Source organism: Cupriavidus sp. CPT47-8839-RL05A (assembly GCF_058792255.1).
The window spans coordinates 46,298-73,181 of sequence record NZ_JBYTEG010000002.1; the positions used below are offsets into that span (position 1 = coordinate 46,298).

Annotated in this window: 23 protein-coding genes; 7 read left to right on the plus strand and 16 right to left on the minus strand. The window is 67.9% G+C overall.

Features of this window, described 5'->3' with window-relative positions; all coding sequences use genetic code 11:
• The 15 genes from AC3WVS_RS02340 to AC3WVS_RS02410 all read right to left on the minus strand — a co-directional run bounded on the left by AC3WVS_RS02340 (position 1) and on the right by AC3WVS_RS02410 (position 17,119).
• Entirely contained in the window at positions 1 to 1,563 is a 1,563-nt protein-coding gene (locus tag AC3WVS_RS02340; protein ID WP_492317216.1) for a TAXI family TRAP transporter solute-binding subunit, read from the minus strand.
• 1 nt (position 1,564) lies between these two features.
• A complete protein-coding gene (gltS, locus tag AC3WVS_RS02345; RefSeq protein WP_492317217.1) occupies positions 1,565 to 2,755 on the minus strand; it encodes a sodium/glutamate symporter in 1,191 nt (396 codons plus the stop codon).
• Positions 2,756 to 2,994: 239 nt separating this feature from the next.
• Positions 2,995 to 4,161, minus strand: coding sequence for an ABC transporter permease (locus tag AC3WVS_RS02350; RefSeq protein WP_492317218.1), 1,167 nt, complete (start codon positions 4,159 to 4,161; stop codon positions 2,995 to 2,997).
• Between the two features lie 15 nt (positions 4,162 to 4,176).
• Complete coding sequence (locus AC3WVS_RS02355) at positions 4,177 to 5,331, minus strand: ABC transporter permease (protein ID WP_492317219.1); 1,155 nt, start codon at positions 5,329 to 5,331, stop codon at positions 4,177 to 4,179.
• A 6-nt stretch (positions 5,332 to 5,337) separates the two neighbouring features.
• Entirely contained in the window at positions 5,338 to 6,030 is a 693-nt protein-coding gene (locus AC3WVS_RS02360) for an ABC transporter ATP-binding protein (RefSeq protein WP_492317220.1), read from the minus strand.
• A 10-nt stretch (positions 6,031 to 6,040) separates the two neighbouring features.
• A complete protein-coding gene (locus tag AC3WVS_RS02365) occupies positions 6,041 to 7,255 on the minus strand; it encodes an efflux RND transporter periplasmic adaptor subunit (protein WP_492317221.1) in 1,215 nt (404 codons plus the stop codon).
• A 99-nt stretch (positions 7,256 to 7,354) separates the two neighbouring features.
• A complete protein-coding gene (locus AC3WVS_RS02370) occupies positions 7,355 to 7,711 on the minus strand; it encodes an ArsR/SmtB family transcription factor (RefSeq protein WP_492317222.1) in 357 nt (118 codons plus the stop codon).
• Positions 7,692 to 8,156 (minus strand): SRPBCC family protein, encoded by a 465-nt coding sequence (locus tag AC3WVS_RS02375; RefSeq protein WP_492317223.1) that lies wholly within the window; start codon positions 8,154 to 8,156, stop codon positions 7,692 to 7,694. The genes AC3WVS_RS02370 and AC3WVS_RS02375 overlap by 20 nt, the downstream gene beginning before the upstream one ends.
• Before the next feature lie 103 nt (positions 8,157 to 8,259).
• Entirely contained in the window at positions 8,260 to 9,213 is a 954-nt protein-coding gene (locus AC3WVS_RS02380; protein ID WP_492317224.1) for a PDR/VanB family oxidoreductase, read from the minus strand.
• 80 nt (positions 9,214 to 9,293) lie between these two features.
• The gene (locus tag AC3WVS_RS02385; RefSeq protein WP_492317433.1) at positions 9,294 to 10,916 is read right to left on the minus strand and encodes a trimethylamine N-oxide permease; all 1,623 of its coding nucleotides are present in this window, start codon (positions 10,914 to 10,916) and stop codon (positions 9,294 to 9,296) included.
• Between the two features lie 363 nt (positions 10,917 to 11,279).
• Positions 11,280 to 11,582 carry a CBU_0592 family membrane protein gene (locus AC3WVS_RS02390; protein WP_010811003.1) on the minus strand — a complete coding sequence of 101 codons (303 nt, stop codon included), beginning with the start codon at positions 11,580 to 11,582 and terminating at the stop codon, positions 11,280 to 11,282.
• 39 nt (positions 11,583 to 11,621) lie between these two features.
• Positions 11,622 to 12,512 (minus strand): TorF family putative porin, encoded by an 891-nt coding sequence (locus tag AC3WVS_RS02395; protein ID WP_492317225.1) that lies wholly within the window; start codon positions 12,510 to 12,512, stop codon positions 11,622 to 11,624.
• 169 nt (positions 12,513 to 12,681) lie between these two features.
• Entirely contained in the window at positions 12,682 to 14,418 is a 1,737-nt protein-coding gene (gene betA / locus AC3WVS_RS02400) for a choline dehydrogenase (protein WP_492317226.1), read from the minus strand.
• An 84-nt stretch (positions 14,419 to 14,502) separates the two neighbouring features.
• Positions 14,503 to 15,969, minus strand: a complete 1,467-nt coding sequence (locus AC3WVS_RS02405; protein WP_492317227.1) for an aldehyde dehydrogenase family protein — start codon at positions 15,967 to 15,969, stop codon at positions 14,503 to 14,505.
• Positions 15,970 to 15,997: 28 nt separating this feature from the next.
• Positions 15,998 to 17,119, minus strand: coding sequence for an aromatic ring-hydroxylating oxygenase subunit alpha (locus tag AC3WVS_RS02410; RefSeq protein ID WP_492317228.1), 1,122 nt, complete (start codon positions 17,117 to 17,119; stop codon positions 15,998 to 16,000).
• 236 nt (positions 17,120 to 17,355) lie between these two features.
• Between AC3WVS_RS02410 and AC3WVS_RS02415 the strand changes: the two genes are divergently transcribed.
• The 7 genes from AC3WVS_RS02415 (at position 17,356) to AC3WVS_RS02445 (ending at position 25,552) form a co-directional block, all read left to right on the plus strand.
• Complete coding sequence (locus AC3WVS_RS02415; protein ID WP_492317229.1) at positions 17,356 to 18,444, plus strand: helix-turn-helix domain-containing protein; 1,089 nt, start codon at positions 17,356 to 17,358, stop codon at positions 18,442 to 18,444.
• Between the two features lie 182 nt (positions 18,445 to 18,626).
• Positions 18,627 to 19,952, plus strand: coding sequence for an MFS transporter (locus tag AC3WVS_RS02420; RefSeq protein WP_492317230.1), 1,326 nt, complete (start codon positions 18,627 to 18,629; stop codon positions 19,950 to 19,952).
• An 18-nt stretch (positions 19,953 to 19,970) separates the two neighbouring features.
• On the plus strand, positions 19,971 to 20,150 hold the full coding sequence (locus AC3WVS_RS02425; protein WP_492317231.1) for a hypothetical protein: 180 nt from the start codon (positions 19,971 to 19,973) through the stop codon (positions 20,148 to 20,150).
• On the plus strand, positions 20,140 to 21,495 hold the full coding sequence (locus AC3WVS_RS02430; protein ID WP_492317232.1) for an AtzE family amidohydrolase: 1,356 nt from the start codon (positions 20,140 to 20,142) through the stop codon (positions 21,493 to 21,495). Before AC3WVS_RS02425 ends, AC3WVS_RS02430 begins: the two co-directional genes overlap by 11 nt.
• Positions 21,496 to 21,703: 208 nt before the next feature.
• Positions 21,704 to 22,657, plus strand: a complete 954-nt coding sequence (locus tag AC3WVS_RS02435) for a Bug family tripartite tricarboxylate transporter substrate binding protein (protein WP_492317233.1) — start codon at positions 21,704 to 21,706, stop codon at positions 22,655 to 22,657.
• Between the two features lie 26 nt (positions 22,658 to 22,683).
• On the plus strand, positions 22,684 to 24,189 hold the full coding sequence (locus AC3WVS_RS02440; protein WP_492317234.1) for an N-acyl-D-amino-acid deacylase family protein: 1,506 nt from the start codon (positions 22,684 to 22,686) through the stop codon (positions 24,187 to 24,189).
• Positions 24,190 to 24,214: 25 nt separating this feature from the next.
• Entirely contained in the window at positions 24,215 to 25,552 is a 1,338-nt protein-coding gene (locus AC3WVS_RS02445) for an aspartate aminotransferase family protein (protein ID WP_492317235.1), read from the plus strand.
• Positions 25,553 to 25,647: 95 nt separating this feature from the next.
• Here the strand turns inward: AC3WVS_RS02445 and AC3WVS_RS02450 are convergent, their stop codons facing one another.
• Entirely contained in the window at positions 25,648 to 26,805 is a 1,158-nt protein-coding gene (locus AC3WVS_RS02450) for a methyl-accepting chemotaxis protein (protein WP_492317236.1), read from the minus strand.
• Positions 26,806 to 26,884: the final 79 nt, after the last annotated feature.

A 26,884-nucleotide genomic window follows, 5' to 3' on the forward strand; every position in this document is an offset into this window, starting at 1 on the left:
TTACTGCGCACGGGCGCCCGAAGCCGCAGGCGTTGCAACGGGCTTCGCGGGCGTTCCGCCGGGCTTGGCGGGCGGAATGCCGGGCGTCGCCAGCGCGTCCAGCGTCTTGGCCGCCGCCAGGTGCTGCGGGATCATCAGCCCTTCACGCGCCGTTGCCACGGCGATCTGCGCGCCCTGGGCGCTGCCGCGGGCGACAAAGTCGCGTCCGTGGCGGTAGACCAGCCGCGTCAGCTCGGCCACTTCGGTATCGGACAGGTCCGGCCCGGTCACCAGGATCGCCGCCGTGGCGATGGTGCGCACCGGCGTGTGCAGGCCGGGATAGGTGCCCGGCGCGATGGTGGCGCGGAAATAGCCCGCCTTCTGCCCGACCATCGCGGTGATGACCCGTTCGTCCAGCGGCAGCAGCCGCAGCGGCATTTCGCCGAGCGCGTCGCGGATGCTGTCGGCCGGCACGCCGATCACCTGGATCACCGCGTCGACCTGGTTCTGGCGCAGTGCCACCAGCCCGGTGCCCAGCCCCACTTCCTCGGCCTTGAAGTCCTTGTCGGTCAGGCCATGCGCAGCCAGCACGCGCAGCGCGGTCACGCGCGAGGCTGAGCCGCGCTCGCCCACGGCGATGCGCTTGCCGCGCAGCTCTGACACCGAGCGGGCGGGATCGGCGTCGCGCACCAGCACGTGCACGGGCTCGGGGTAGAGGCTGCCGATGGCGCGCAGCGAGGCTTGCGGGCCGTCGGCGGCAAACACGCCCTTGCCCTCGTAGGCTTCCAGCGCCGCATCGCCCTGCGCCAGCGCCACCGAGACCTTGCCGGCGCGCAGCAGCCGCAGGTTCTCTTCTCCGCCGTGCGTGACCAGCGGCATCGCGCGCACGCGCGCCCCGTCCACCAGCGCCTTCGCAAAACGCAGGTACTGGCCGTGTTCGGCGCCGGCGGCAATGGCATAGCCCTCGTTGACCCGTGCCAGCCGCGCGCGGATGTTGGCGTGCGCGGTGGTCAGCTCCTGCTCGATCACGGCGCGCTGTGCCGGCGAGGCATCCTTCTGCACGGACTCGATCACCTTGCGCATCGCGTCCAGGATCGCCGCCGGGCCCCTTTGCGCATCGGTGGCGACGGTCGGGGCTTCAGCGGGGCGGTAGCCGGCCGGCAGCACGCCGACCCAGCGCTCGCCGTCGCGCCGGTACAGCGCCGTGCCATGCGCGCGGATGATGTCGCCGGCCTTGTTGCCGCCGCTGGTGATGCCGGTGATGCCGCGCGGGCCCGCGCCCAGCGCCGACACCAGCCCGGCCACGCCGGGCGAGTCCCAGGCGCCGAAGTCGTAGTCGCGCAGCAGTTTCAGTTCCGCATCGAAGTACACCACGCGGCGGGTTTCACCGGCCGGGGCCTTGGTGTCTGCCTGCGAGCCGCGCCGGTCCAGGCCGGCCAGTTCCACCGTGCCCGGCGGCAGCGCCTGCGCCAGCCGCTCGTTGATGCCGGCGCGGATGCCGTCGGCGGGCGGGCCGCCGCCGCAGCCTGCCAGCCAGGCGCTGGCCAGCAAGGCGATGAGGAGGGTGAAGAGGGCGCGGCGCATGTCAGCCTCCGATCAGCGGCAACGCCAGCAGCATGGTCAGCACGAAGGCGTTCATCAGGTCGACGAAGAACGCGCCTGCCAGCGGCGTGATCAAATAGCTGGTGGGTGCCGGCCCGTAGCGGGACGTGATGGCGCGCATATTGGCCATGGCGGTGGCGGTCGACCCCATGTTGAAGCCGATAAAGGCGGCCGAGGTGACCGCGGCCTCGTAGTCGCGCCCCATGAAGCGGAAGCACACCAGCACCACATACAGGATGATGAAGACCACCTGCATGGCGATGATCAGCAGGAAGGGTCCGGCGGACAGCGCCACTTCGGCCAGGTCCAGCGCCATCATGGTCATCACCAGGAACAGCGACAGGCAGATATTGGTGATCAGGTCGGTGGCGCGGTCGTCAAAGCGCATGCCGGCAAAGGGCAGCAGGTTGCGGATGGCGATGCCGAGCATCATGCACCACAGGAAACCGGGGATGGTGATGGCGCCGGTGGGCATCTGCGCGGCGATCCAGCGCCCGCCGATCACCGCGGCCAGGATGCCGGCGAGCGAGGCCAGCGCGCCCACGGTGGTGATGGGCGAAACCGCGGCGGCTTCTTCCTCGGTGTCGCCGGCCTCGCGCGCGGTCGAGCGCAGCTTGTAGCGCGAGATCAGGTACTGCGCCACCGGGCCGCCGATGATGCCGCCCACGATCAGGCCGATGGTGGCCACCGTCATCGACAGGTCCATCACCGCCTGCAGGTTGTTGACTTCGGCAAAGCGCTCGGCATAGGCGGCGCCGGTGCCGTGGCCGCCCACCAGCGTGATCGATCCGCTCACCAGCCCGAAGATGGGATGCAGGTCCAGCGTCCTGGCCATGGCCACGCCCACCACGTTCTGCACCAGGATATAGGGCAGCAGGATGATCAGGAAGATCACCAGTGCCTTGCCGCCGCGCTTGAGCATGCGCAGGTCGGCGCAGAGCCCGACGCCGCCGAAGAACATCAGCAGCAGCACCGGCTTCATGCCGGGATCGATCACCACGCGGAAGTTCGCTGCCGCCAGCGCCACCGAGGCGATGATCGCGAACAGCAGGCCGCCGGTGACAGGGTCGGGAATGTTGTAGCGCGACAGCACGCCGACGCTGCGGTTGACCAGCGTGCCGATCAGCAGCACCACGACGGCAGTCAGCAGCGAGCCCAGCAGGTCGAGGTTCATCGGGGGCGTCCTGGCGGAGAGGGTTGCGGGGGTACCTTGCCATCGGGCGCCGCTGGCCGTGCCGGGGGTGCACTGGCCGCCGGCAATGCCTGACGGGGAGCATGCATCACTACGGGTTGTAGACGCGCGGGTGGAATAAGGCAAGGAAAGGATGGGGGTGGGGCGCAGCGACTACCGGGCCGTGAATGCCGATGCCGTGCCCCCTCTCCCGCTTGCGGGAGAGGGGAGCAAACCCTCGCTCAGCGCGCCCGCAACGCGTCCACGATATTCATCCGCGCCGCCCGCACCGCCGGCAGGAATCCGCCCGCCAGCCCCATCACCATCGAGAACGCCAGCGTCTGCAGCGCGATGGCCGGGGTCAGGATGAAGCGGAACGAGAGGTCCGCGAAGGTCTGGAAGTTGGTGGTCGAGAACGACGCGAACTGCATCAGCGCGGCGCATGCGAGGCCCGCGATGCCGCCCACCAGCCCCAGCAGCGCGGCTTCGATCAGGAAGGCGGTCAGCACGTTGACGCGCTTGAAACCCAGCGCGCGCAGCGTGCCGATCTCCGCCACGCGGTTGGCCACCGAGGCGTACATGGTGATCATGGCGCCGATCATCGCCGCGACCGAAAAAATGGTGGACAGCGTGAAGCCCAGGATATTGATAAAGCCGGACAGCGCCTTGGACTGGTCGCTGTAGAAGGCCTGCTCGCGCTTGGCCTCGTCGGCCAGCCGCGGGTCGACGTCGATATCGGCGCGAAAGCGGTCGAACAGCGCCGAATCCGCCAGACGCACCACCATCGACGAATACGCATTGCGCCGGAACGACTGCATCAGCTGGTCCACGTCGCCCCAGATCTCGGAGTCGAAGCCGCTGCCGCCGGCGTCGAAGTGGCCGGCCACGGTCCAGTCGCGCTGGGCAAAGCGCAGGTGCTCGCCGATCTGCACCCCGGCAAAGCCGCCGGCGATGCTGCTGCCGACGATGATCTCGGACGAGCCCGGCCGGAACATGCGTCCGGCCACCAGCCGCACCTGCGGGCGCAGGTCCATGCCCGGCGGCGAGATGCCGCGGATCACCACGTTGGACGGCTGCCCGGTGCTGGTCTTGGTGAGCGAGATCAGCACCACCGCCTCGCGCGAGGCCAGCGGCCGGCCCGCGCCGCTCATGGCCACGGCCGGGTGCATCTCCATGATGCTGGCCTGGTCGCGGTTGACCGAGCTCTGGATCTCGGTCTCGGCGCCCTTGCGGATCAGCACCACGTTGTTCTGCTCGCCGGTGGTGACCAGGGTCTTCTTCAGGCCGGCGTCCAGCATCAGCATGGTGGCAAAGACAAAGACCACCAGCGCCAGCCCGCCCGCGGTCAGCGCGGTGGTCAGGCGCCTGGCCCACAGGTTGCGCGCGATATAGGTCAGCGGGATCGCCACGTCAGCCTCCGCGCGCTAGCCGATGGCCCGCAGGCCCTCGACGATACGCACGCGCGCAGCCTGCACCGCCGGCACGATGCCGGCAAAAACGCCCACCGCCAGCGCGCAGGCCGCCTGCAGCTGCATGGTCTGGGGCGACACGGTGAAGACCGGGAACACGCCGCCCACGGCCTGCTTGAAGGCGCTTGCCACCGGCGGTGTCGCCAGCATGCCGAGCGCGCCGCCGGCCACGCAGATCGCCAGCGACTCGCCGAACACCAGCAGCGCCAGGAAGCCGGGGCCGAAGCCCAGCGCCTTGAGTGTGGCGTATTCCACGGTGCGCTCGCGTGCGCTCATCGCCATGGCGTTGGCCATCACCGCCATGATGATCACGATCACCACATAGGACACCACGCGGATCGCCGCGATGATCTGGTTGGACATGGCGACAAAGCCCAGCTGGAAGGCCTGCTCGGTCTCGGTCAGCGTCTCCGCCAGTGAATTGCGGAACACCGCATCGACATTGCGCGAGATCGCGGCGGTGTTGTCGGGGTTGTCCACGCCCAGCACAAAGACGCCGACCTGGTCGGCCTGGCGCGGGGTGCGCTTGCGCACGGTCTCGTTCAGGTATTCCCAGTGGAACACCATCTGGCGCGTGATGGTGCTCTCGTCGCGCCCTTCCATGATGCCGCGCACCACGAACTCCCAGGTGCCGGGGTAGATGGTGCCCTTGATCGGGACCACGTCGCCAAGCTTGAAGCCGAACTGGTCGGCCAGCTGGCGCCCGACCAGCGCGCCCTTGCGGTCGCGCTGGTAGTCGGCGCGCTGCTGGTCGGGCACGATGAATTCCGGATAGAGGTCGAGGTAGTTGTCGGATACCGCGAACTGCGCGAAGAAGTTCTTGGGATCGCGGTAGACGCCGCCGAACCAGTTGGAGCGCGCCACCGAGCTCACGCCGTCGACGCCCTTGATGCGGCTTTCGTAGCTCAGCGGCAGCGGAAACACCAGCGAGATCGCATTGCGCGTGACCAGGCGCGCGCTGGAAGCCGCCGATGCGCCCGCATACCAGGCGTCGATCACGGTCTGCAGCAGCCCGAACGCCAGTACCGCGATCACCAGACCGAACACCGTCAGCGCGGTGCGCAGCTTGTGGCGCAATGCGTTGCGGGTGATCAGCTTGAGTGCGTACATGACGACTTAGGCAATCTCGCCACGGATCAACTCTCCCTTCTCCAAGTGCACCAGCGACCCCGCCGCGGCCGCGGCGTGCGCATCGTGCGTGACCATGATGATGGTCTTGCCGGCATCGGCATTGAGCCGCTGCATCATCGCCAGGATCTCGGCGGCGGAGGTGCGGTCGAGGTCGCCGGTGGGCTCGTCGGCGACGATCAGGGCCGGGTCGGTGATCAGCGCGCGTGCAATCGCCACGCGCTGCTGCTGGCCGCCCGACAGCTCCGACGGGTAGTGGCGCATGCGGTCGGCCAGGTTGACCATGTCCAGCACCAGCTCCACGCGCGCACGACGCTCCGCACGCGGCAGGCTGGTCAGCATCAGCGGCAGCTCCACGTTCTCGAACGCGGTCAGCACCGGCATCAGGTTGTAGAACTGGAAGATAAAGCCGACATTGGCGGCGCGCCAGTCGGCCAGCTCGGCTTCCGGCAGCCGCGTGATGTCCAGCCCCGCCACGTGCAGCGTGCCGCTGTCGGGCCGGTCGATGCCGGCGATCAGGTTCAGCAGCGTGCTCTTGCCCGAGCCCGACGGTCCCATCAGCGCAACAAATTCGCCTGCGCCGATATCGAGCGAAATATCGGTCAGCACCGGCACGGTCTGCACGCCGCGCCGGTAGGACTTGGCGACGTGGCTGATCTGCACCAGCGGTGCTGCGCTCATGCTGTCCTCTCTACGGCTTGGCCACGGTGACGCGGTCGCCGTCGCCGAGATTGTCGGCCGGCGACAGCACCAGCACGTCGCCCGGCTTGACGCCCTGCACGGCTACCAGTTCGCCCAGCTTGTCGCCGGTCTTGACCTGCACCTCATGCGCACGGCCGTCCTTCACCACATAGGCCAGCTCCCGGCCCTGGCGCGTGACCACGGCGGCGGGCTGCACCGCCACCACCGGCTGGCGGTCCTGCGCCGAGGCGGCGCGCGACAGGAAGGCGATCTTGGCGCTCATGTCCGGCAGCACGCGCGCATCGCGGTCGACAAAGCGCACCTTGACCAGCACAGTGGCCTTGGAGCGGTCCACCGTCGGCACGATGCGCGACACCTGCCCCGCCAGCCGCAATCCCGGCAGCGCATCCAGCAGCAGCTCGCACGGCTGGTTGGCGCGGATCTTGCCGATATTGGATTCGGCGACATCGGCTTCCACCTCCAGCGTCTCCATGTCGGCGATGGTCACGATCGCGCCCTTGGTGTCGGCGGCGGCAGAGAAGGGCGTGATGTTGTCGCCCACGTTGGCATGCTTGACCAGCACCACGCCATCGAAGGGCGCGCGCACCACGGTCTGCTCCACCGCGACCTCGGCCGCGCGGGCATTGGCCTGGGCCGAGGCGATCGACGCGCGCGAACTGTTGACCGAGGCCCGCGCCTTGTCAAAGCGCGCCACGTCGGCGTCGTACTGGGTGCGCGAGATGGCGTTCGGCACGATCAGGATCTTCGAGCGGCGCAGGTTCACCTCGGCGTCCTTCAGCTCGGCCTGCTGCAGCGCCAGGTTGGCCTGCGCCACCTGGACCTGTGCCTGCGCCTGCGCGAACGAGGCGGCGACGTCCTTGCTCTCCAGCCGCGCGATGATCTCGTCCTTCTTCACGTGCGAGCCCTCCAGCACGCCCAGCCATTCCAGCCGGCCCTGCGCCTTGGACGCGACCGCCGCCTTGCGCTGCGGCACGACATAGCCGGTGGCATTGAGCACGGTGAAATTCTGCGTGGGATAGGCGGAGGTGACGGTGGCGGTCTGCACCGCCTGCGGCCCGGCCAGCTTCATGGCGATGCCGGCCAGGGCCAGCACGGCCAGCGCGATCACTGCGTAGCGCAGCCACCTGCGCCGGGGGCGGATGCCGGCGCCGGCCGCGGCGGCGCTCCGGTCGATTTTCAGCCTGGACAGGTCGTGGTCAGCCACTGCGCGCTTCCTCTCGCTGTGATGGGAGGGGCTCCCAGTATAGCGGCGAGTGAAAGGGTGTCCATTGCCCGCGAGCAAGGGGGAAAACCACCTGGGCGGCTAGTGACTGGTCTCCACCGCCAGCTTCAGCTTCGCCAGCGCGAAATCCCATTGCCGCCCGATCGCTTCCAGCGACCGGCGCGCGGCTTCGACCTGGCCGGGCTCGAGCTGCCACAGGCGCTCGCGGCCGGCGCGGCTGTCGCGCACCAGCCCGGCCTGCGCCAGCACCTGCAGGTGCTTGGTGACCGCCTGGCGCGTCATGGCGCTGCCCGCGGTCAGCTGCGCGATCGACATCGCGCCGCCCGCGCACAGCGCTGCCACCAGCCGCAGCCGGGTTTCGTCGCCAAGCGCGGCGAAGACGGTCGCAGCATCGCGCGCTTCGAGCGCGGGCGGGGTTTCAGGCTGCGCCGCTGACATGCTTGCGGATGTTTTCCATCTGCCCGTCCCAGCCGCCGCTGTTCATGCGGAAGGCTTCCATGTGGCGTTCGGGCGGGATCTGGTCGAAGCCGGATTCGACCACGGTCAGCAGCGTGCCGCCTTCGGCTTCCTTCAACTCGAACACCACCAGCGTGGGCGGTTCGGCCGAATAGTCGCGGCCGCGCTCCATTGGCGCCGGATGCCAGCGCCAGGACAGCAGCCTCGGTGGTTCCATGCGCTCGACCTCTACGTCGAACTTCAGGTATTCATAGCCGGGATAGGTGATGCTGCCCACGGCACGCTGGCCTGGGGCGAAGGTCACGCCGTCGAATTTCACGCCAAACCAGCTGCCGAAGGTGTCGGCGTCGGCCAGTGCGTGCCAGACGCGTTCGATGGGTGCGGCCAGCAGGATGCTGCGCTCGATGCGGTCGGTGGATGAAGCCATGTCCGGTCTCCTTGTTCAGGGATGAATAGGCAACGTTGTGGTTGCATGTTAGGAGACCGGGTGGGGAAACGCAACCAAAAGGTTGCGAATGACCTCAGTATGGTCAGATATCCAGCACCAGCCGCTGGCCCTTGCAGCGCGACACGCACAGCATCATCGTCTTCTGGGCGGCTTTTTCGGCATCCGACAGGTACTGGTCGCGGTGATCGGCCTGCCCTTCCAGGATGGTGGTTTCGCAGGAGCCGCAGATGCCTTCGCGGCACATGCAGTCCACCTTGATGCCCGCCTTCTCGATGGCGCGTAGCAGCGGCTCGTCGGCGCCGACCTGCAACGTCAGCCCGCTTTTCTGCAGCACGGCCTCGAAGGCGCCGCCGGTGGCGTCGACCTCGTTGCGGAACTGCTCGAAGTGGATGCGGCCCGCGTCCCAGCCCGCGGCGCGCGCGGCGTTGACCACGGCGTCGTTCAGCGGCGCCGGGCCGCAGACATAGACGTGCGTGTCGGCAGGCTGCGCGGCGATCAGCGCGGCGAGGTCGAGCATGGTGCCGCTGTCGCTCTCGTACAGGTGAAGCTGGCCGGGCTGCAGCGTGGCGGGCAGTACGTCCAGGAAGGCGGCGGAACGGGCGTTGCGGAAGCAGTAGTGCAGTTCGAACGCCGCGCCGCGCGCGGCCAGCGCCTGGATATGCGTCATGAACGGCGTGATGCCGATGCCGCCGGCGATCAGCAGGTGGCGGCCGGCGCCGTGGTCCAGGCTGAACAGGTTGCCAGGCGCGCCGATATGCAGTTCGTCGCCTTCGCTGACCTGCTCGTGCATATAGCGCGAGCCGCCGCGCGAAGCCTCTTCCAGCCGCACCGCGATCTGGTAGTGGCCGGGCTCGCCCAGCGTGCTGGTCAGCGAATAGGCATTGCGCAGCCGGCCGCCGTCCATATGGACGACCACGTGGCTGCCGCTGTCGAAGGCGGGCAGCGCGCCGCCGTCGCAGGGTTGCAGGGTGAAGCGCTTGATGCCGGCGGCCAGCGGCTCGACGCGGCCGACGCGCACGCGGAGCGTGTCAGTCATGGCGGTACCTCGGAATTCAGGAAAAGCAGGGAAATCGGGAAAGGGGGGCAGGCCGGCATCGGGCCGGCCTGCCGGAGCCGTCAGGTGATCACCGTCAGCTTGGCAGCGATCCACACCACCAGCCCGCCGACGACCAGCGCCACGTAGGGCAGTACGCCGGCGCGCGCATTGGGCAGCTCCATGTCGCGGCGCATCGACTCGGGGAAGCGGCCCTTGTCCTGGATGTAGTGGCGGTACACGAACACCGGCACGATCAGCAGCGCGGCGATCAGGCCGTTGCGCAGCGTGTGCTCGCCCTGGAAGTTGGCGCCGGCGCCGACGAAGGCCAGGTCGAAGAAGCCGAAGAACGCGCCCAGTGCCAGCAGCCAGTTCTTGCACTTGTACGGGCGGGCCCAGTCCGGGCGGTCCATGCGGTGGATCCAGCCCGACTGCAGGTTCAGGAACACGAAGATCATGTAGCAGACGTTGCTGATCGACAGCACCGCCATGTAGTTCGACATCAGCAGCAGGAACAGGTTGAACACCAGATCAGTCCACATCGCGCGCGTGGGCGAGCCGTGCTCGTTCACGTGCGAGAGGTAGCGCGGCAGCCAGCCGTCGACCGAGGCCTGGTACAGCGTGCGCGACGAACCCATCATCGAGGTCATCACGATCAGCAGGATCGCCAGCACCAGCATCACCACGATCACGTTGAACACCACCGCGCCGCCGCCGACGAACCTGGCCATGGCCGCGCCCACGCCGGAGCCGTCGACGATGGCCGGTTCCAGCATGCCCGACAGGCCCAGCGAGCCCTGGAACGCGATCGGCACCGCGATGAACATGAACAGGCACAGCACGCCGGACCAGAAGATCGCCTTGAAGGTGTCCTTCTGCGGATCCTTGAACTCGCGCGTGTAGCAGACCGCGGTCTCGAAGCCGAAGGTCGACCAGCACGCCAGGAACATCGCGCCCATGGCGGTGCTGATGCCGGCGGCGTTCCAGCCGCCCAGCACCGGGGCGCCTGCGGCGTCATGGGTCAGCGGCAGCAGCGGCAGGAAGTTGGTGGACGGCATGTCGCCGGTGAACATCGGCACCAGCGCGATCAGCACCAGCGGCGTCAGCGAGGCAATGCCCAGGATCCGCTGCGTGGTGGCCGCGGCGGAAGCGCCGCTGTGCTGCAGCTTGAAGGTGACCAGCAGGAAGGCGGTGGCCAGGATGAAGGTGGAGTTCACCCGCAGCGTCAGGCCCTTGCTGACAAAGCCCAGGTCCACCAGCGTCAGTTGCCAGGTGTTGATGACCGAATCGGGCGGGAACAGCGCGCTCAGCATGTAGCCGGCGGCGAGGCTGGTGCCCAGCGCCAGCATCGGCGACCAGGCCACCCAGTTGCACCACACCGAGACCGGTGCGACAAACTTGCTGTAGCGCACCCAGCCGAGCGCGCCATACACCGAGGCGCCGCCGGACTTGTGCGGATACAGGCCCGAGATCTCGGCATAGACGAAGCACTGCGCAAAGCCGACCAGGATGGCGAGGATCCAGATCACCCAGGCCGGGTTGCCGATGGTGGCGGACACGCCGCCGATGGTGAAGAGCACGCCCGCGGGCACGCCGCTGGTGACCCAGAAGGCATCCTTCCAGGTCAGGGTGCGCTGCAGTTCATGCGATTGGGTTTGCTGCTGCGATTGGGCGGGGGCGATCGGCGCCTGCGCGCCGATCGACAGCACGTCTTTCTGTGAATACACGATGTCTCCTTGCTTCCCGGGTTGCCGTTTATCTGGAGCTGCGCTCCGTCACGGTCTGCCGTCTGCGGTCTGGGTGGGTACGTTGCGGTACTGCCTGCCGGGGTTACGACGGTCGGGAATGTCTGGCGGGGATTCTGGGGGCGTTTCTCATCCTTGTCTCCTGTTGTCATCCCGGGGTTGCCATGCGGCCCGTTACGGGTCTCAGGCATGCGGGTTTCTTGTTGATTCACCATAGGTTAATTAGATTACCAATGGTGTTTCGGGGTGAGTATAGAAACGGCTGGGAGCCAAGGCAACGGAAGTTTTGTATCGTCGTTGCCAAGCGCCCTGGCCGCCTCTTTGTTACTGCTGCACGGGCTGTCCCGGGCGCGGTCCGCCCAGCGTTTCCACCACCGCATGCCCCGCCCGCCGGTTGCGCCACCAGCCCAGCAGCGTCAGCCCCAGCCAGAAGCACTGGGTCAGGAACGACGCCAGGTTGAAGGCGCCGGTCAGCGAGATCAGGATGCAGCTCGGCCCGATCACGTTGAGGACGACGGCCAGCCTGCCGGTCGGGGATTTGTGCAGGACCTGCACGGCAAAATGCGCGGCAACGTAGGCGGCAACGCCGACAAGTCCGGTCGCGTCGGTAAGACCCAGGGAGGCCATGGTGGTAGGAAGCGGTAAAACAGCGGTTGAAGATTGCCGTCAGAACGTCTTGGTCACCGAGACCAGGAACGTGCTTTTCAGCGGGTTGGAAACGGACGGGTTGCCGGACGAATCCAGCGCCCCGGTGGTGTACTTGTCGTAGACGTCGGTGCGTCCCCAGCCGCGGGTATAGGCGCCGGTCACGGTCCAGCCGCCCTCGAAGGCCTTGGACAGCGCCACGCGCACGTCGCGGAAGTTGTAGGCGGCAAAGTTGCGCACGCGCTCCTGGCCGTAGTGCAGCAGCAGCGTGACGCCATGGCCCAGGTCGAAGGTGCCGTTGATATCCAGATAGCCGGAGCCGCGGCTGTGCAGGTCATTGCCGGCGAGCAGCGAGGCGCTGTTGTAGCCGAAGTAGTCGGGCGTATAGGTCAGCCAGTACTTGACGTTGAACCACTTGTACGTCAGCGACGCGACGGCCTCGCCGTAGTTGTACTTGGTCTGCGCGTACTGCAGTTTCGCGCCCGGGTACAGGTAGTAGTAGACCTGCCCGGCATAGGTGAGATCGCCGACGGTGCCGGTGTAGCCGGCATACAGATCCCATTCGACGGTGCCGCCCTCGATGAACTTGTCGCTGATGCTCGACATCCACGTACCCGCGGAAAAGCCGCTCGGGTGGGCGTAGTCGATGCCGCCCTGCACCGCAGGCCTGCCCCAGGTCTGGCGGAAGCCGCGCGATACGTATTGCGATGTCAGGGTCAGGTTGGCGCTCAGCGGCGCTGGCGATGCAGCCTCGGCCGGCGGCACGGTTGCCGTGACCTGCGGCACCGGCGCCACGGCCAGCGTGGTTTCGGCCCCGGCACTGGTCTGCGCCTGCGCGCTCAGCGCCTGGCACAGCAGCAGGGGCAGGGCGCCTTGCAGGGCCCGTTTTGAAGCAAAGCATTTGCGCAGCATGGAAGTCTCCTCCTTGCAGCCGGTCTGGGTTTGTTCTGGGTAGCCGGCTTTGTGGTGTGGGTGCGCGGCGCGCCGACCGGACGCACGCTGCCCGCCGGGGACCGAAGTCCCGGCAGCACATGCGTCGGTCAGGGGTTCTGGCGGGAAGCCCGCGCGCCGCGCCGCCTGGTCAGGCGGGCATCGGCATCGGCATTCGCGCAGTGGCTGGCGGATGCCGCACCGCGTCTGCCTGCGCCCCGCCACGCGCGGTGGCGGCCTTGTAGTAAGGCGCCGTCGAGCGTTGCAGCGGTGCGCGGCCGCGGATCACGTCGGCCAGCTTCTCGGCCATCATGATGGTGGGCGCGTTCAGGTTGCCGGTGATGATCTTCGGCATGATCGAGGCATCGACCACGCGCAGGCCCGACAGCCCGTGCACGCGGCCCTGGTTGTCGACCACCGCCATCGGGTCGGAAGCGTCGCCCATCTTGCAGGTGCAGGACGGGTGCAGCGCGGTCTCGGCATGCTCGCGCACGAAGGCGTCGATTTCGGCATCGCTCTGGATCATCATGCCGGGCTTGATCTCGCGGCCGCGGAACTGGTCCAGCGCCTGCTGACCGATGATCTCGCGCGTCAGGCGCACCGCGGCGCGGAACTCGCGCCAGTCGACGTCGTGCGCCATGTAGTTGAACAACAGGCGCGGCTTCACGCGCGGGTCGCGGCTGGCCAGCTTGACAAAGCCGGTGCTGGGCGAGCGCATCGAGCCCACATGGCACTGGAAGCCATGCGACTGCACCGGGTTGCTGCCGTCGTAGTTCATCGCCAGCGGGATGAAGTGGTACTGCAGGTTGGGCCAGGCAAAGTCATCGCTGCTGCGGATAAAGCCGCCCGCCTCGAAGTGGTTGGAGGCCGCGGTGCCGGTGCCGCGCAGGTACCATTCGATGCCGATCGCGGGCTTGTTCCACCACTTCAGCGCCGGGTATAGCGATACGGGCTTGGTGCATTCGTACTGCAGGTACATCTCGAGGTGGTCCTGCAGGTTCTCGCCGACGCCCTTCAGGTCTGCCACCGACTCGATGCCAAATGCGCGCAGCTCGTCCGCATTGCCCACGCCCGAGCGCAGCAGCAGTTGCGGCGAGGCGATCGCGCCGTTGCTGACGATCACTTCCCGGCGCGCACGCGCTTCGCGCACATGGTCGCCCTGGATGTACGAGACGCCGATGGCGCGCTGGCCGGAGAACAGGATGCGGTCCGCCAGCGCGCGCGTATGCACGGTCAGGTTGGGCCGGTCCTTGGCCTGGTCCAGATAGGCCAGCGAGGTGCTGCAGCGGCGCCCGCGCGCGGTGGTGGTGCGGTCCATCGGGCCGAAGCCTTCCTGCTTGTAGCCGTTCAGGTCATCGGTCTGGCCATAGCCGGCCTGCTCGCCGGCCTTGATAAAGGCGCGGAACAGCGGGCTGATATCGGCCTTGGGCGTGGTCACGTGCAGCGGGCCGTTGCCGCCGTGGTAGTCGTTGGCGCCCTTGTCATAGGTCTCGGCCTTGCGGAAGTAGGGCAGGCAGTCGGCGTAGCTCCAGTTCTCCAGCGACTTGTTTTCTGCCCAGCCGTCGTAGTCCATCGCGTTGCCGCGGATATAGACCATGCCGTTGATCAGCGACGAACCGCCCAGCCCCTTGCCGCGGCCCTGCGTCATGCGCCGGTTGTTCATATGCGGCTCGGGCTCGGTCACGTAGGCCCAGTTGTAAGTCGTGCCCTGCAGCGGATACGCCAGCGCGGCCGGCATCTGGGTGCGCCAGTCCAGGCGCCAGTCGGGGCCGCCGGCTTCCAGCAGCAGCACCGAGACATCGGCATCCTCGGTCAGCCGCGCGGCCAGCACGCAGCCGGCCGAGCCCGCGCCGACGATGATGTAGTCGTACTCATGGATTGCCTGCATGGTGCAATCTCCTTGTTTGCTTGACGCCGTGCGTGGCGCCCGGGGGCGGGCCTGCCGCGCACGCGATTGCGAAGTCAGCTGCGCTCAGGCGCCAAACCAGCCCATCGCCTTGGGGGCCAGGTTGATATAGCTGTGCTTGAGTTCGGTGTACTCGTCCAGGCCGACGCGGGCCAGCTCGCGGCCGATGCCGCTCGCCTTGTAGCCGCCCCACGGCGCTTCCGGGAAGTACGGGTGGTAGTCGTTGACCCACACCGTGCCGAAGCGCAGGCCGCGCGACATCCGGTTGGCCTTGTCGAGGTCGCGGGTCCAGACCGCGCCGGCCAGGCCGTACGGGGTGTCGTTGGCGGCACGCAGTACTTCTTCCTCGGAGCGGAAGCGCTCGGCCGTGATCACCGGCCCGAAAATCTCCTCCTTCGCAATCTTCATGTCTGCCGTCACGTCGGCCAGCAGCGTCGGTTCCAGCCAGTAGCCCTTCTTGAAGACGTCGCCCGCCGGCCGCTTGCCGCCGTGAACCAGCCGTGCGCCCTCGGCAATGCCGGCCTGCACCATGCCCAGGATCTTCTCGTGCTGTTGCGCCGACTGCACCGGGCCCATCTGGGTCTCGCCGTGGAAGCCGTTGCCGATCACGATGCGCGGCAGGCGCTCGGCCAGCCGGCTGATGAATGCATCATAGATGCTGTCCTCGATCATCAGGCGCGAGCCGGCGGAGCAGACCTGCCCGGCGTGGAAGAACGCGGCATTGAGCGCGTAATCCACCGCTGCGTCCAGGTCGGCATCGGCAAAGACGATGTTCGGGTTCTTGCCGCCCAGCTCCAGGCCGATGCGCTTGAAGTTGCCGGTGGCGGCCTTCATGATGCTCTCGCCGGCATAGGCGCCGCCGGTGAACGAGACCAGGTCCACGTCCAGGCTCTCGGCCAGCTCGGCGCCGACTTCGGCGCCGCCGGTCACCAGGTTGAACACACCGGGCGGCAGGTCCAGCTCGGCCACCAGTTGCGTGAAGTGGTGCGTGGTCAGCGGCGTCAGGTTGCTGGGCTTGATCACCACGGTATTGCCTGCGCCCAGCGCGGGCGCGATCTTCCATGCGGCCTGCAGCAGCGGGTAGTTCCACGGCGTGATCAGGCCGCACACGCCAACCGGCTCGCGCAGCGTGCGGCTGATCACATGGTGCGGGGCTTCGTTGACCGCGCCCGACTCGGATGCGACCAGCCCCGCGAAGTAGCGGAAGGTGGCGGCGATATCGCCCATGTCGGTCCGGCTCTCGGTCAGCGTCTTGCCGGTGTTGAGCGACTCCAGGTGGGCGAGCTTCCCGGCGTCGCGGTCGATCAGTTCGGCGATCTTGTTCAGCAGCCTGGCGCGGTCACGGATCGTCGTCTGGCGCCACGGGCCGTCGAAGGCCTTGCGCGCAGCGGCGATGGCCAGGCGCGCGTCGGCGCGGGTGGCTTCGGCGGCCTGGGCGATCACGGACTCGTCGGCGGGGCTCAGGATGGCGCGCGTGCCTTGGTCGATGGGCGACTGCCACTGGCCGTCGATATAGAGCTGGGTCTGGATCATTGCTGCGGTTCCGGTTCGGTGGTTCGTTTCAGGCGGCCAGGGCGTCGAGCACCATCTGCTGGAAATGCTGCACGCCGTGCTCGCCGATGGCGGAGGTCTTGTCGTCGGTGACCAGCAGCGGGCCCTGCCCGTTGCGGTAGCCGCGCGACTTCAGGCCGCGCTGCACCGATTCGACGATGCTCAGGTCTTCGGGCTTGAGCACGTTCTTGTAGTACTCGATCAGTTGCTCCTGCTCGGCCGTGGGCGTGCTGTCGCGGAAGTAGAACTCGAAGTGCTGGATGGTGGTGTCGGCATCCACCGGGAACATGTAGAACACGCCGTAGTTGCCATCTCCCGGCAGCACGTTCAGCGTCACGTTGGGCCACAGCCAGTAGGCGGCGAAGTCGGTGTTGGGGGCGTCGCTGTCATAGGTGAAGGCGTCGCTGCCCGAGCGCGTCTGGCCGACCTGGCTGGTGTAGAGGCCGCGCACTTCGTGCTTGTAGGTCTCCATCCTGATCGACTCGACCAGCGCCGGGTGCGCGGTCTGGCAGTGCAGGCATTCCAGGTAGTTGTCGACCACCACCTTCCAGTTGGCCTTCATCTCGTAGCTGAGCTTGTGCGCCGGCACCAGCTTGTCGACATCCGGGCAGCGCGCGCGGATCTCGTCGTTGAGGCTGCCTGCCAGCTCGGCCAGCGGCTTCGCGTCCATGTCCAGGTTGACGAAGACCAGGCCGCAGAACTCTTCCACGCGCACCGGCGTCAGGCCGGCGTTGTCCTTGCAGAAGCCCGGCACGTTCTCGGCGTTGCGCACGTGGATCAGCTTGCCGTCCAGGCCGAACGACCAGGCGTGGTACGGGCAGGTGATCACGTTCTTGGCCTTGCCCGCGCCATCCGCAAACAGCTCATGGGCGCGGTGCGGGCAGACGTTGTAGAACGCGCGCAACACGCCGTCGCGGCCGCGCACCACGAACACGTTCTCGCCGGCCACTTTCACCGTGGCGTACTGGTTGTTCTCGGCCACCTGGCTCTTGTGCATCACACACACCCAGCTGCGCGCGAAGATGGTCTTCTTCTCCTGCTCGAAGACTTCCTGCGAGGTGTAGTAGTGGGCCGGCAGCGTATAGGCCAGCGGCGGGGTGGTGCCGCAGGCGGGGGCGATGGTCTCTTGCATGGGGTTGTCTCCTCGTTGGTCTCGGTGCTTTATCGATTCACTAATAGTTAATTAAATTACTATTGGTGATGTGAGATGAAGTCTAGTGAGGAGCGTAGGGGTACCGCAATTCAAAAAAGCGATGAAGTCTGCTAAATTGATGGTCTGTAGCTATCAATTCGCGCGATTTGCTGGGATGGTGTAAGGTTCGAGTAACTCAATTCACCATCGGTTGAAAAAAAGCGGAGGGGATGCCCATGACGGAAGACACTTTTGCCGCGCGCCTGAAGGGGGTGCTGGAAGGCAAAAGGATCATGCTCAAGCAGGTGGCAGAGGCGCTGTCGGTATCGCCGTCGGCGGTGCACAAGTGGACCCGCGGCGGCGAGATCGAATACGAGCGGCTGCTCGCGCTGGCGCGCTTCCTGGGCGTCAACTGGCTGTGGCTGCGCTACGGCGAGCAGGCCATCGCCGACCTGGAGGCCAGCACCGCCTCTGACCCGCACATCAAGGAACTGCGCCAGAAGCACCTGGCGGAGATCATGGAGAGCGAGGCGCGCATGAAGTTCGCGCAGGAGGTCTCGGGCATCGTCACCTGGGAATGGAACGTGCTGACCGATGGCCTGACCTACTCGTCCAACGACGTCACGCTGTTCGGCCGCCATATCCGCAACATGGACGACTTCTGGGCCTGCGTGCATCCGGCCGACGTTGCGCGCCTGCGCGAGGTGCTGGCGCGCACGCTGGGCGCGCAGGAGATGCACGAGTGGGAGTTCCGCGTCGTGCACGGCGACACCACGCGCTGGATCTCGTCGCGGGCCACGCTGGTGCGCGACTTCGACCAGCGCCCGGTCAAGATGATCGGCGTCAGCCTGGACATCACCGAGCGGCGCCGCGCCGAGGCTGCGCTGCGCCAGAACGAGGCGCTGCTGGCCAAGGCGCAGGAGATTGCCCACCTGGGCGGCTGGTACTGGAATATCCAGACCGACGACTGCGCCTGGACCGACGAGGCCTACCGCATCTTCGGCTGGGCCCCGCAGGCGTTCAAGGTGACCATGGAGCGCTACCTGGCGTCGATCGTCGAGGAAGACCGCGCCCGCGTGCAGGCGGCCATCCGCGCGGCCATCGTCGACAAGGCGCCGTACAGTGTCGACTACCGCATCCAGCTGCCCGACGGCAGCCATCGCGACATCCATGAGGAAGGCGAGGTCACGCTGGACGAGCACGGCAACGCCCTGACCATGGTCGGCGCCTCGCAGGATGTCACCGAGCCGGCAGCGCCGCCGGCAAGCGGCGGCGGCAAGGCCTCGCGCAAGCGTGCGGCGGACAAGTCACGCGCACCAGCCTGACAGCGCCACAGGGCGGCATGCATTGCCGCCCTTTTTCATTGGGGCGGGCCTTCTGCATCACGCGAAGGAATAAAACCGTTTGTTTCAGCGTAAACCTTAGTGGAACGTTTGTTTCATGTTCCGCTATGATGGCATCTCCATGGCGCCGGATCCCGCGCGCCTGTACAAGGAGGAGATCCATCATGTCCCTGGCCAAGCCAGCCATCCCGCAGTCCCCGGGCCACGCCGCCTTGCTGCCGGACGCCGCCGCCACGGCGTTCGCCAAGGTCACGCGCCGCATCGTGCCGTTTATCGTGCTGTGCTACTTCTTCAGCTACCTGGACCGGGTCAACGTCGGCTTCGCCAAGCTGCAGATGCAGCAGGCGCTGGGGCTGAGCGACGTGGTCTATGGCCTGGGCGCCGGCATCTTCTTCTGGGGCTACATGCTGTGCCAGGTGCCCAGCAGCCTGCTGATCTACCGGCTCGGCATGCGCCGCAGCATGGCGGCCATCATGATCCTGTGGGGGCTGGTATCCGCCGCGACCATGTTCGTGACCACGCCGATGGAGTTCTACGCCGCGCGCTTCCTGCTGGGCGTGACCGAGGCCGGCTTCTTCCCGGCCGCGGTGATGTACCTGAACAAGTGGTACCCGGCCGACCGGCAGTCGCGCATCATGTCGATCCTGTTCCTGGCGATGCCGCTGGGCATGGTGCTGGGCGGCCCGATCTCCGGCGCGCTGATGTCGGCCACGCATGACCTGCACGGGCTGCAAGGCTGGCAGTGGATGTTCCTGATCGAGGCGCTGCCGGCCATCGTGCTGGGCCTGCTGCTGTTGCGCATGCTGCCCGAGTCGCCGGAGGCCGCGCCGTGGCTCACGCCGGCCGAAGCGGGCGCCATCACGCGCACGCTGACCACCGAGAACGCGAAGAAGAACACCCGCTTCATCGCCGCGCTCAAGTCGCCGATCCTGTGGATGCTGATGGCGATCTGCCTGCTGTTCAATATCGGCAACTACGGCCTGGTGTTCTGGCTGCCCACCATCATCCAGTCGACCGGGATGTCGTCGCCGCTTGAGATCGCCATGCTGACGGCGATCCCGTATGCGGTCGCGTGCGTGGCGATGAACGTCAACGCCGCGCACGCCGAGCGCACCGGCGAGCGCCGCCTGCACTCCGCGCTGCCGCTGCTGGTGGCCGCCGTTGGCATGTGGGCGAGCACGCTGTTTCCGCACAACACGGTGATGGCGATGGTGTTCCTGACTATCGGCATTTCCGGCCTGATGGCCACGCTGTCGATGTTCTGGGGCCTGCCGGGCCGCGTGCTGGCCGGCACCGCCGCGGCTGGCGGCATTGCCATGATCAACAGCGCGGCCAGCCTGGCCGGCCTGATCGGCCCGGTGCTGATGGGCGGCATCAAGCAGAGCACCGGCAGCATCTCGCTGGGCGTGCTGGCGCTGGCCGGGCTGATGCTGGCCGCGGCCGTGCTGATCCTGGCGATTCCGCGCCAGCTGATGCAATCGCGGAGCTGAGGGATGGCGCAAGCAACCATGGCACAAGCAAGCGACGACGCTCCCGCCGGCCTGGTGGCGCAAGCCGCCGCGAGCCTGCAGGTGCCGGTGGCACCTCAGGATTGCGAGCAGGCCGCCGCGCTGCTGGCCGGCATGGCGGCCATGGTGGCGGGCCTGCGCCAGGCGCTGGCGCAAGCGGAGGGGCAGCATGGCTGCTGACACGCTGATCGCCGCCGCCATGGCCGCGCAGGTACGCAGCGGCGAGCGGCTTGCCCTCGACCTGGTGCAAGACGCCCTGCAGCGCGCCGAAGCCGCCGCGCCGCTCAATGCCTGCTCGGCGCTGCTGGCGGACAGTGCACTGGCGCAGGCCGCCGCGCTGGACCGGCTGCGCGCGCAGGGCCGGCCGCTGCCGCCGCTGGCGGGCGTGCCGTTCGTGGTGAAGAACCTGCTGGACGTGCGCGGCCACGCCACGCTGGCCGGCGCCGCGCCACGCGCGCAGGAGCCGCCGGCACCGCGCCATGCCGATACGGTCGAGGCGCTGGTCGCCGCGGGCGCGGTGCCCGTTGCGCTGGCGGCGATGGACGAATACGCGTGCGGCGCCACCGGCGAGAACGTGATCGGCGGTCCGGTGCGCAATCCGCTCGATCCGTCGCGCATCACCGGCGGCTCGTCGGCCGGCACCGCGGCGCTGGTGGCTGCCGGGGTGGTCCCGTTCGGGCTGGGATCGGATACCAATGGGTCGATCCGCGCCCCGGCAGCGTTCTGCGGCATCTGGGGGCTGCGCCCGACCACGGGGCGGTTGTCCCTGGCCGGATGCGTGCCGTATGCGCAGAGCCTGGATACGGTCGGCCCGATGGCCGGCAGCGCCGGTGACCTCGCGCTGGCCTATGCGGCCATGCTCGGCGTGGACGCGCCTGCTGATCCGCAAGGCCGTGGTGTCGCGACGCTGCGCGTCGGCGTGCTCGGCCGCGGCTTCTCTGATTTTGCCGAGCCCTGGGTGCAGGCGGCAGTGCTGCGCGTGGCTTCGGCCTTTGGCGCGGTGCGCACTATCGACCTGCCCGACGCCGACACGGCGCGCGACGCCGCCTCGGTGATCTCCGCCTACGAAGTCGGGCGCAACCACCAGGCCATGGGATTCTCCGTGCGCCATGGCGGCTACAGCGCCTTCGTGCGCCAGCGCATCCTGGCCGGGCTGGCGATGCCGCGCGGCTGGTATGACATCGCGCGCCAGCACCAGTCGGCGTGGCGGCAGCGGCTGCTGGCGCTGTTCGATGACGTCGACCTGCTGCTGGCCCCTTCAACTCCCTATGCGGCCACGCCGATCGGCGCCGACACCGTCAACGGCACCCGCCGCATCTATCGCCCGCGTGCCGATGCCGGGCACCTGACCCGGCCGTTGTCGCTGGCGGGCCTGCCCGTGGTCGCCGCGCCGTGCGCGGGCGAGGGCTTGCCCGCAGGCATCCAGATCGTGGCCGCGCCCTGGCTCGAGAGCCAGGCACTGGCGGCGGCGCGCTTCCTTGAGGCGCAGGGGCTGTGCCGCAGTGCGACGCCCCGATGGCTGTAACGACTGTTTCATGGAGTTCGGGGCCGTTGCGGCAAAGGCATTCGCGCCGGCGTCGCATCGGTTTTGTTTCATAATAATGATTAAAGAAACAAATGTTGCATTGACTCGGGCCATGCCCCTATACTGCAAACGCGTAGCCGGGTCCAACCCAGGTACTGAACGGGATAACGAGATGCAAGAGCAAAGGCAGCAGCAAAAGCGACGGCTCATGGCCACCCTGTTGTGGCTGGGCGCCGCGGGCCTGGCTGGCCCGGCAGTGGCGGACAGCTATCCGTCGCGCCCGATCCGCCTGGTGGTGCCGTCAGCCGCCGGCGGCAGTCCTGACGTGCTGATGCGCGCATTGGGCGCCGAAGTCGGCAAGTCGCTGGGCCAGTCGTTCGTGATCGACAACAAGCCCGGCGCCTCGGGCGTGATCGGCATCTCCGAACTGGAACGCGCCGCGCCTGACGGCTACACGCTCGGCTATGCCAACAACGTGACGCTGTCGATCAACAAGAGCACCTTCCGCAAGCTGCCGTACCGGCCCGATGCCTTCGTGCCGGTGGTGCTGCTGTTCAAGGTGCCGAATGTGATCGCGGTCAGGCCGGAGATGCCGGTGAAGACCTTTGCCGAGCTGGTGGCCTACGTCAAGGCCAACCCCGACAAGGTCACCTATGCCTCGCCGGGCCAGGGCACGTCCGGCCACCTGACCGGCCAGCTGCTCGCGGACAAGGCGGGGCTGGCCTGGACGCACATCGGCTACAAGGGCAGCCCGCAGGCCGCCACCGATGTGATGGGCGGCCAGGTCAATGTGCTGATCGACAACATGCCGACCATCCTGCCGCTGATCAAGGCCGGCAAGCTCAAGCCGCTGGCAGTGACCAGCCTGGCGCGCTCGCCGCTGCTGCCGGCGCTGCCCACCATCGCGGAGTCCGGCGTGCCGGGTTTCGAAGGGGTGGCCTGGGGCGGCCTGGTCGCGCCGCAAGGCACGCCCGCCGGGGTGGTGGGCAAGCTCAACGGCGCCTTCAACCGCGCGCTGGCGGATCCGGCCATCAAGGACAAGTTCGCCGCGCTGGGCGCCGAGACGGTCGGCGGCACGCCGCAGGCGCTGGCCGGCTATGCCGCGCGTGAAACCGACAAATGGGCGGCCGTGGTCAGGCAGGCCGGCATCACGCCGCAATAACACCGCCGACGAGACAAGGATTGACGATGGCATCGCAACCAGCCGCGCCCCGGCGCGCCGACCTGATCTTCCGCAACGCCACGGTCGTGGACGGCACGGGCGCAGCCCGCCGCGTGGCCAATGTGGCAGTCGCGGGCGACCGCATCGTCGCCGTGGGCGACTGCGCTGACATGACTGCGGAACATACCGTGGACGCAGCCGGCCGCGTGCTGGCACCGGGCTTTATCGATGCCCACACGCACGACGACGGCTACCTGCTGGTGCATCGGGACATGACGCCCAAGGTGTCGCAGGGCATCACCACCGTGGTCACCGGCAACTGCGGCATCAGCGTGGCACCGCTGGTCAGCAGCGCGCCGCCGCAGCCGCTGGACCTGCTGGGGCCGCCCGCGCTGTTCCGCTTCGATACCTTCGCGCAGTGGCTCGACGCGCTGCGCGCGACGCCGGCCAATGTCAACGTGGTGCCGCTGCTCGGGCATTCGACGTTGCGCGTGCGCGCGATGCCGGAACTGGACCGGGCCGCCAATGCAGAAGAAATCGCTGCGATGCGGGACGAGGTCAGGCTGGCGATGGAGGCGGGCGCCTTCGGTGTCTCGACCGGCACGTTCTATCCGCCCGCGGCAGCCGCCACCGAAGCCGAGATCATCGCCGTGAGCGAGCCGGTCCGCACCCACGGCGGCGTCTATTCCACCCACCTGCGCGACGAGACCGACGACATCGTGCCGTCGATCGAAGAAGCGCTGCGCATTGGCCGCGCGCTTGGCTGCCCGGTGGTGTTTTCCCACCACAAGGTCGCGGGCAAGCGCAATCATGGCCGCTCGGTCGAAACCCTCGGGCTGCTGGCCGACGCCGCGCGCCTGCAGCCGCTGTGCCTGGACTGCCATCCCTATCCCGCGACCTCGACCATGCTGCGGCTGGACCGCGTGCGCCAGTCCACGCGCACCATGGTCACCTGGTCCACCGGCTACCCGCCCGCGGGCGGCCGCGACTTCCACGAGCTGATGCAGGAGCTTGGCCTGGACGAAGACGCGCTCTTGGCAAAGCTGCGCCCCGCGGCGGCGATCTATTTCATCATGGATGAGCGCGACGTCGAGCGCATTGCGCAGTTTCCGCTGACCATCTTCGGCTCGGACGGCCTGCCCTTCGATCCGCGCCCGCATCCGCGCCAGTGGGGCACCTTCCCGCGCATCCTGGCGCGCATGGTGCGCGAAGACCAGCTGATGACGCTGGAAACCGCAATCCACAAGATGTCCGGCCTGGCTGCGCAGCAATACGGGCTGGCGGACCGCGGCCGGATCGTGCCGGGCGCGTTTGCCGACCTGGTGCTGTTCGATGCGGACCGGGTGCAGGACCGTGCCACCTTTGAAGACCCGCTGCAACTGAGCACCGGCATCCACGGCGTCTGGGTCAACGGCGCCAGGGTCTGGGAACAGTCCACGCAGACGGACAGCGAAGGCAGCGCACTGCCCGCGTTTTCCGGCCGCGTGCTGGAGCGCTGCCCCGCCGACACCGATTCCGCTTTGCCCCGCTGACGCGCGGCCCCACCACCACATCATCATGACCCACGTATTCCATCGCAATCCGCGCCAGAAGCTGCCCGTTGCCGTTGCCGGGCAGGGCATCGAACTGATCGACAGCGAAGGCCGGCGCTATCTCGACGCCTCCGGCGGCGCCGCCGTGTCGTGCCTGGGGCACGGCCATCCGCGCGTGATCGAGGCGATCAAGGCGCAGCTCGACACCATCGCCTACGCGCATACCTCGTTCTTCACCACCGAGGTGTCGGAAACGCTGGCCGAGACGCTGGCGCAGGCCGCGCCTGGCGATCTCGACCATGTCTACTTTGTCTCCGGCGGTTCCGAAGCGGTGGAGTCGGCGCTGAAGCTGGCGCGCCAGTATTTCGTCGAAGTAGGGCAGCCCAGCCGCCGCCACTTCATCGCGCGTCGCCAGAGCTACCACGGCAACACCCTGGGCGCGTTGGCCATCGGCGGCAACGCCTGGCGGCGCGAGCCCTTCCTGCCGCTGCTGGTGCCGGCGCACCACGTGTCGCCGTGCTATGCCTACCGCGACCAGCAGGCCGGCGAGACCGACCCGCAGTACGCACAGCGCCTGGCCGACGAGCTGGAAGCGAAGATCCTGGAACTCGGCCCGGACACCGTGGCCGCCTTCGTCGCCGAAACCGTGGTGGGCGCCACCGCCGGCGCGGTGCCGCCGGTGGGCGACTACCTGAAGCGCATCCGCGCCGTGTGCGACAAGTACGGTGTGCTGCTGATCCTGGATGAGGTGATGTCAGGCATGGGCCGCACCGGCTACCTGTTCGCGTGCGAAGAGGATGGCGTGGTGCCCGATATCGTCACCATTGCCAAGGGCCTGGGCGCGGGCTACCAGCCGATCGGCGCGATGCTGTCGACGCGCAGGATCTACGACGCCATCGTCGGCGGCAGCGGCTTCTTCCAGCATGGCCATACCTATATCGGCCATGCCACGGCCTGCGCCGCGGCGCTGGCGGTACAGCGCACCATCGCCGAAGACAATTTGCTGGCCAACGTGCTGGCCCGCGGCGAGCAACTGCGCGCGCGGCTGCGCGAGGTGCTGGGTGACCATCCCAACCTGGGCGATATTCGTGGACGCGGCTTGTTCGTCGGCGTGGAGTTCGTGGCCGACCGCGACAGCAAAGCCACGCTCGATCCGGCGCTGAAGACGCATGCGCGCCTGAAAGCCGCCGCCGTGCAGAACGGCCTGCTGGTCTATCCGATGGGTGGCACGGTCGATGGCGTGCATGGCGACCACGTGCTGTTCGCGCCGCCATTCATTTGCACGCCGCAGGATATCGACAGGATTGTCGAGCGCTTTGCGGCGGCGGTGCAGGCGGTGCTGCCGGCTTGCGTGACGGTCTAAGTCGCTGAAGACGTCCAGCTTGCCGCTGCCTTTCTCCCCTCTCCCGCTTGCGGGAGAGGGGGCGCGCAATCAGTCAGCAATCCGCGCTGCCCACATCAGCCGAACGCAGCAACCTGCCTGAATGCGCCATGCCCCGGCGCCTGTGCTGACGCCGGTTCCGCATCCAGCTTGAACTCGCCCACCACGCGCTGCAGCTCAGTGGCCTGGCCCGCCAGTTCGTGCGAGGCACTGGCCGCCTGCTCCACCAGCGCCGCATTCTGCTGCGTCACGGTGTCCATCTGCGCCACCGCCTCGTTGACCTGCGCAATCCCGGCACTCTGCTGTTCAGAGGCCGCAGTGATCTCGCCCAGCAGCCCGGTCACGCTGGCCACTGCCTGAACGATCTCCTGCATGGTCTCGCCGGCCTGGCCCACCAGTGCCGAGCCGCTGTCCACCTGCTGCACCGAATCGTCGATCAGCTGCTTGATCTCCCGCGCCGCCGAAGCACTGCGCTGCGCCAGCGTGCGCACCTCGCCGGCCACCACGGCAAAGCCGCGCCCCTGCTCACCCGCGCGCGCGGCTTCCACCGCCGCGTTCAGCGCCAGGATATTGGTCTGGAAGGCAATACCTTCGATCACTTCGATGATGTCCGTGACCTTGCGCGAGCTGGCGCTGATCGCCGACATGGTCTGCACCACGTTGCCCACCACTTCGCCACCGCGCGCGGCGATGCCCGATGCGGTTGCCGCCAGCCCGTTGGCGGCGCGCGCGCGTTCGGTGTTCTGCTGCACCATCGAGGTCAGCTCGCCCATGCTCGACGCGGTCTCTTCCAGCGCCGCTGCCTGCTCTTCCGTGCGCTGCGACAGGTCGGTATTGCCCGCGGCAATCTGGTGCGAAGCGGCGGTGATCGAATCGGTGGAAGCGCGGATGCGTGTCACCAGGTCGGTGAGCATGTCTTCCATCTCTCCCAGGCCGCCCAGCAGCCGCCCAAACTCGCCGCCCCGCTCGGTGTCGAACTCCTGGCTGAGGTCGCCCGCCGCCACGGTTTCGGCAATGTAGACGGCCTCGGACAACGGCGCCTCGATGCTGCGCGCCAGCGCCCAGACCGCGCCCACCGCCAGGCATAGCCCACCCACGCCCAACGCGATCAGCAGGCGCCGCGCATCGGCCGCATCCTGCATCCGCGGCAAGGCCACCGCGATCCCGATCGCCATCAGCGACCACATGGCGCCAAACGCCGCGCCCAGGCGTATGCGAATCCCCAGGTTTTGCATGTCTGTCCCCCGTTTCCACCCCAGAAGTGCAGGCGCCGGCGTGCCGGCTGCCTGTCTTGCCAATGTCTTCGCTGGCCAA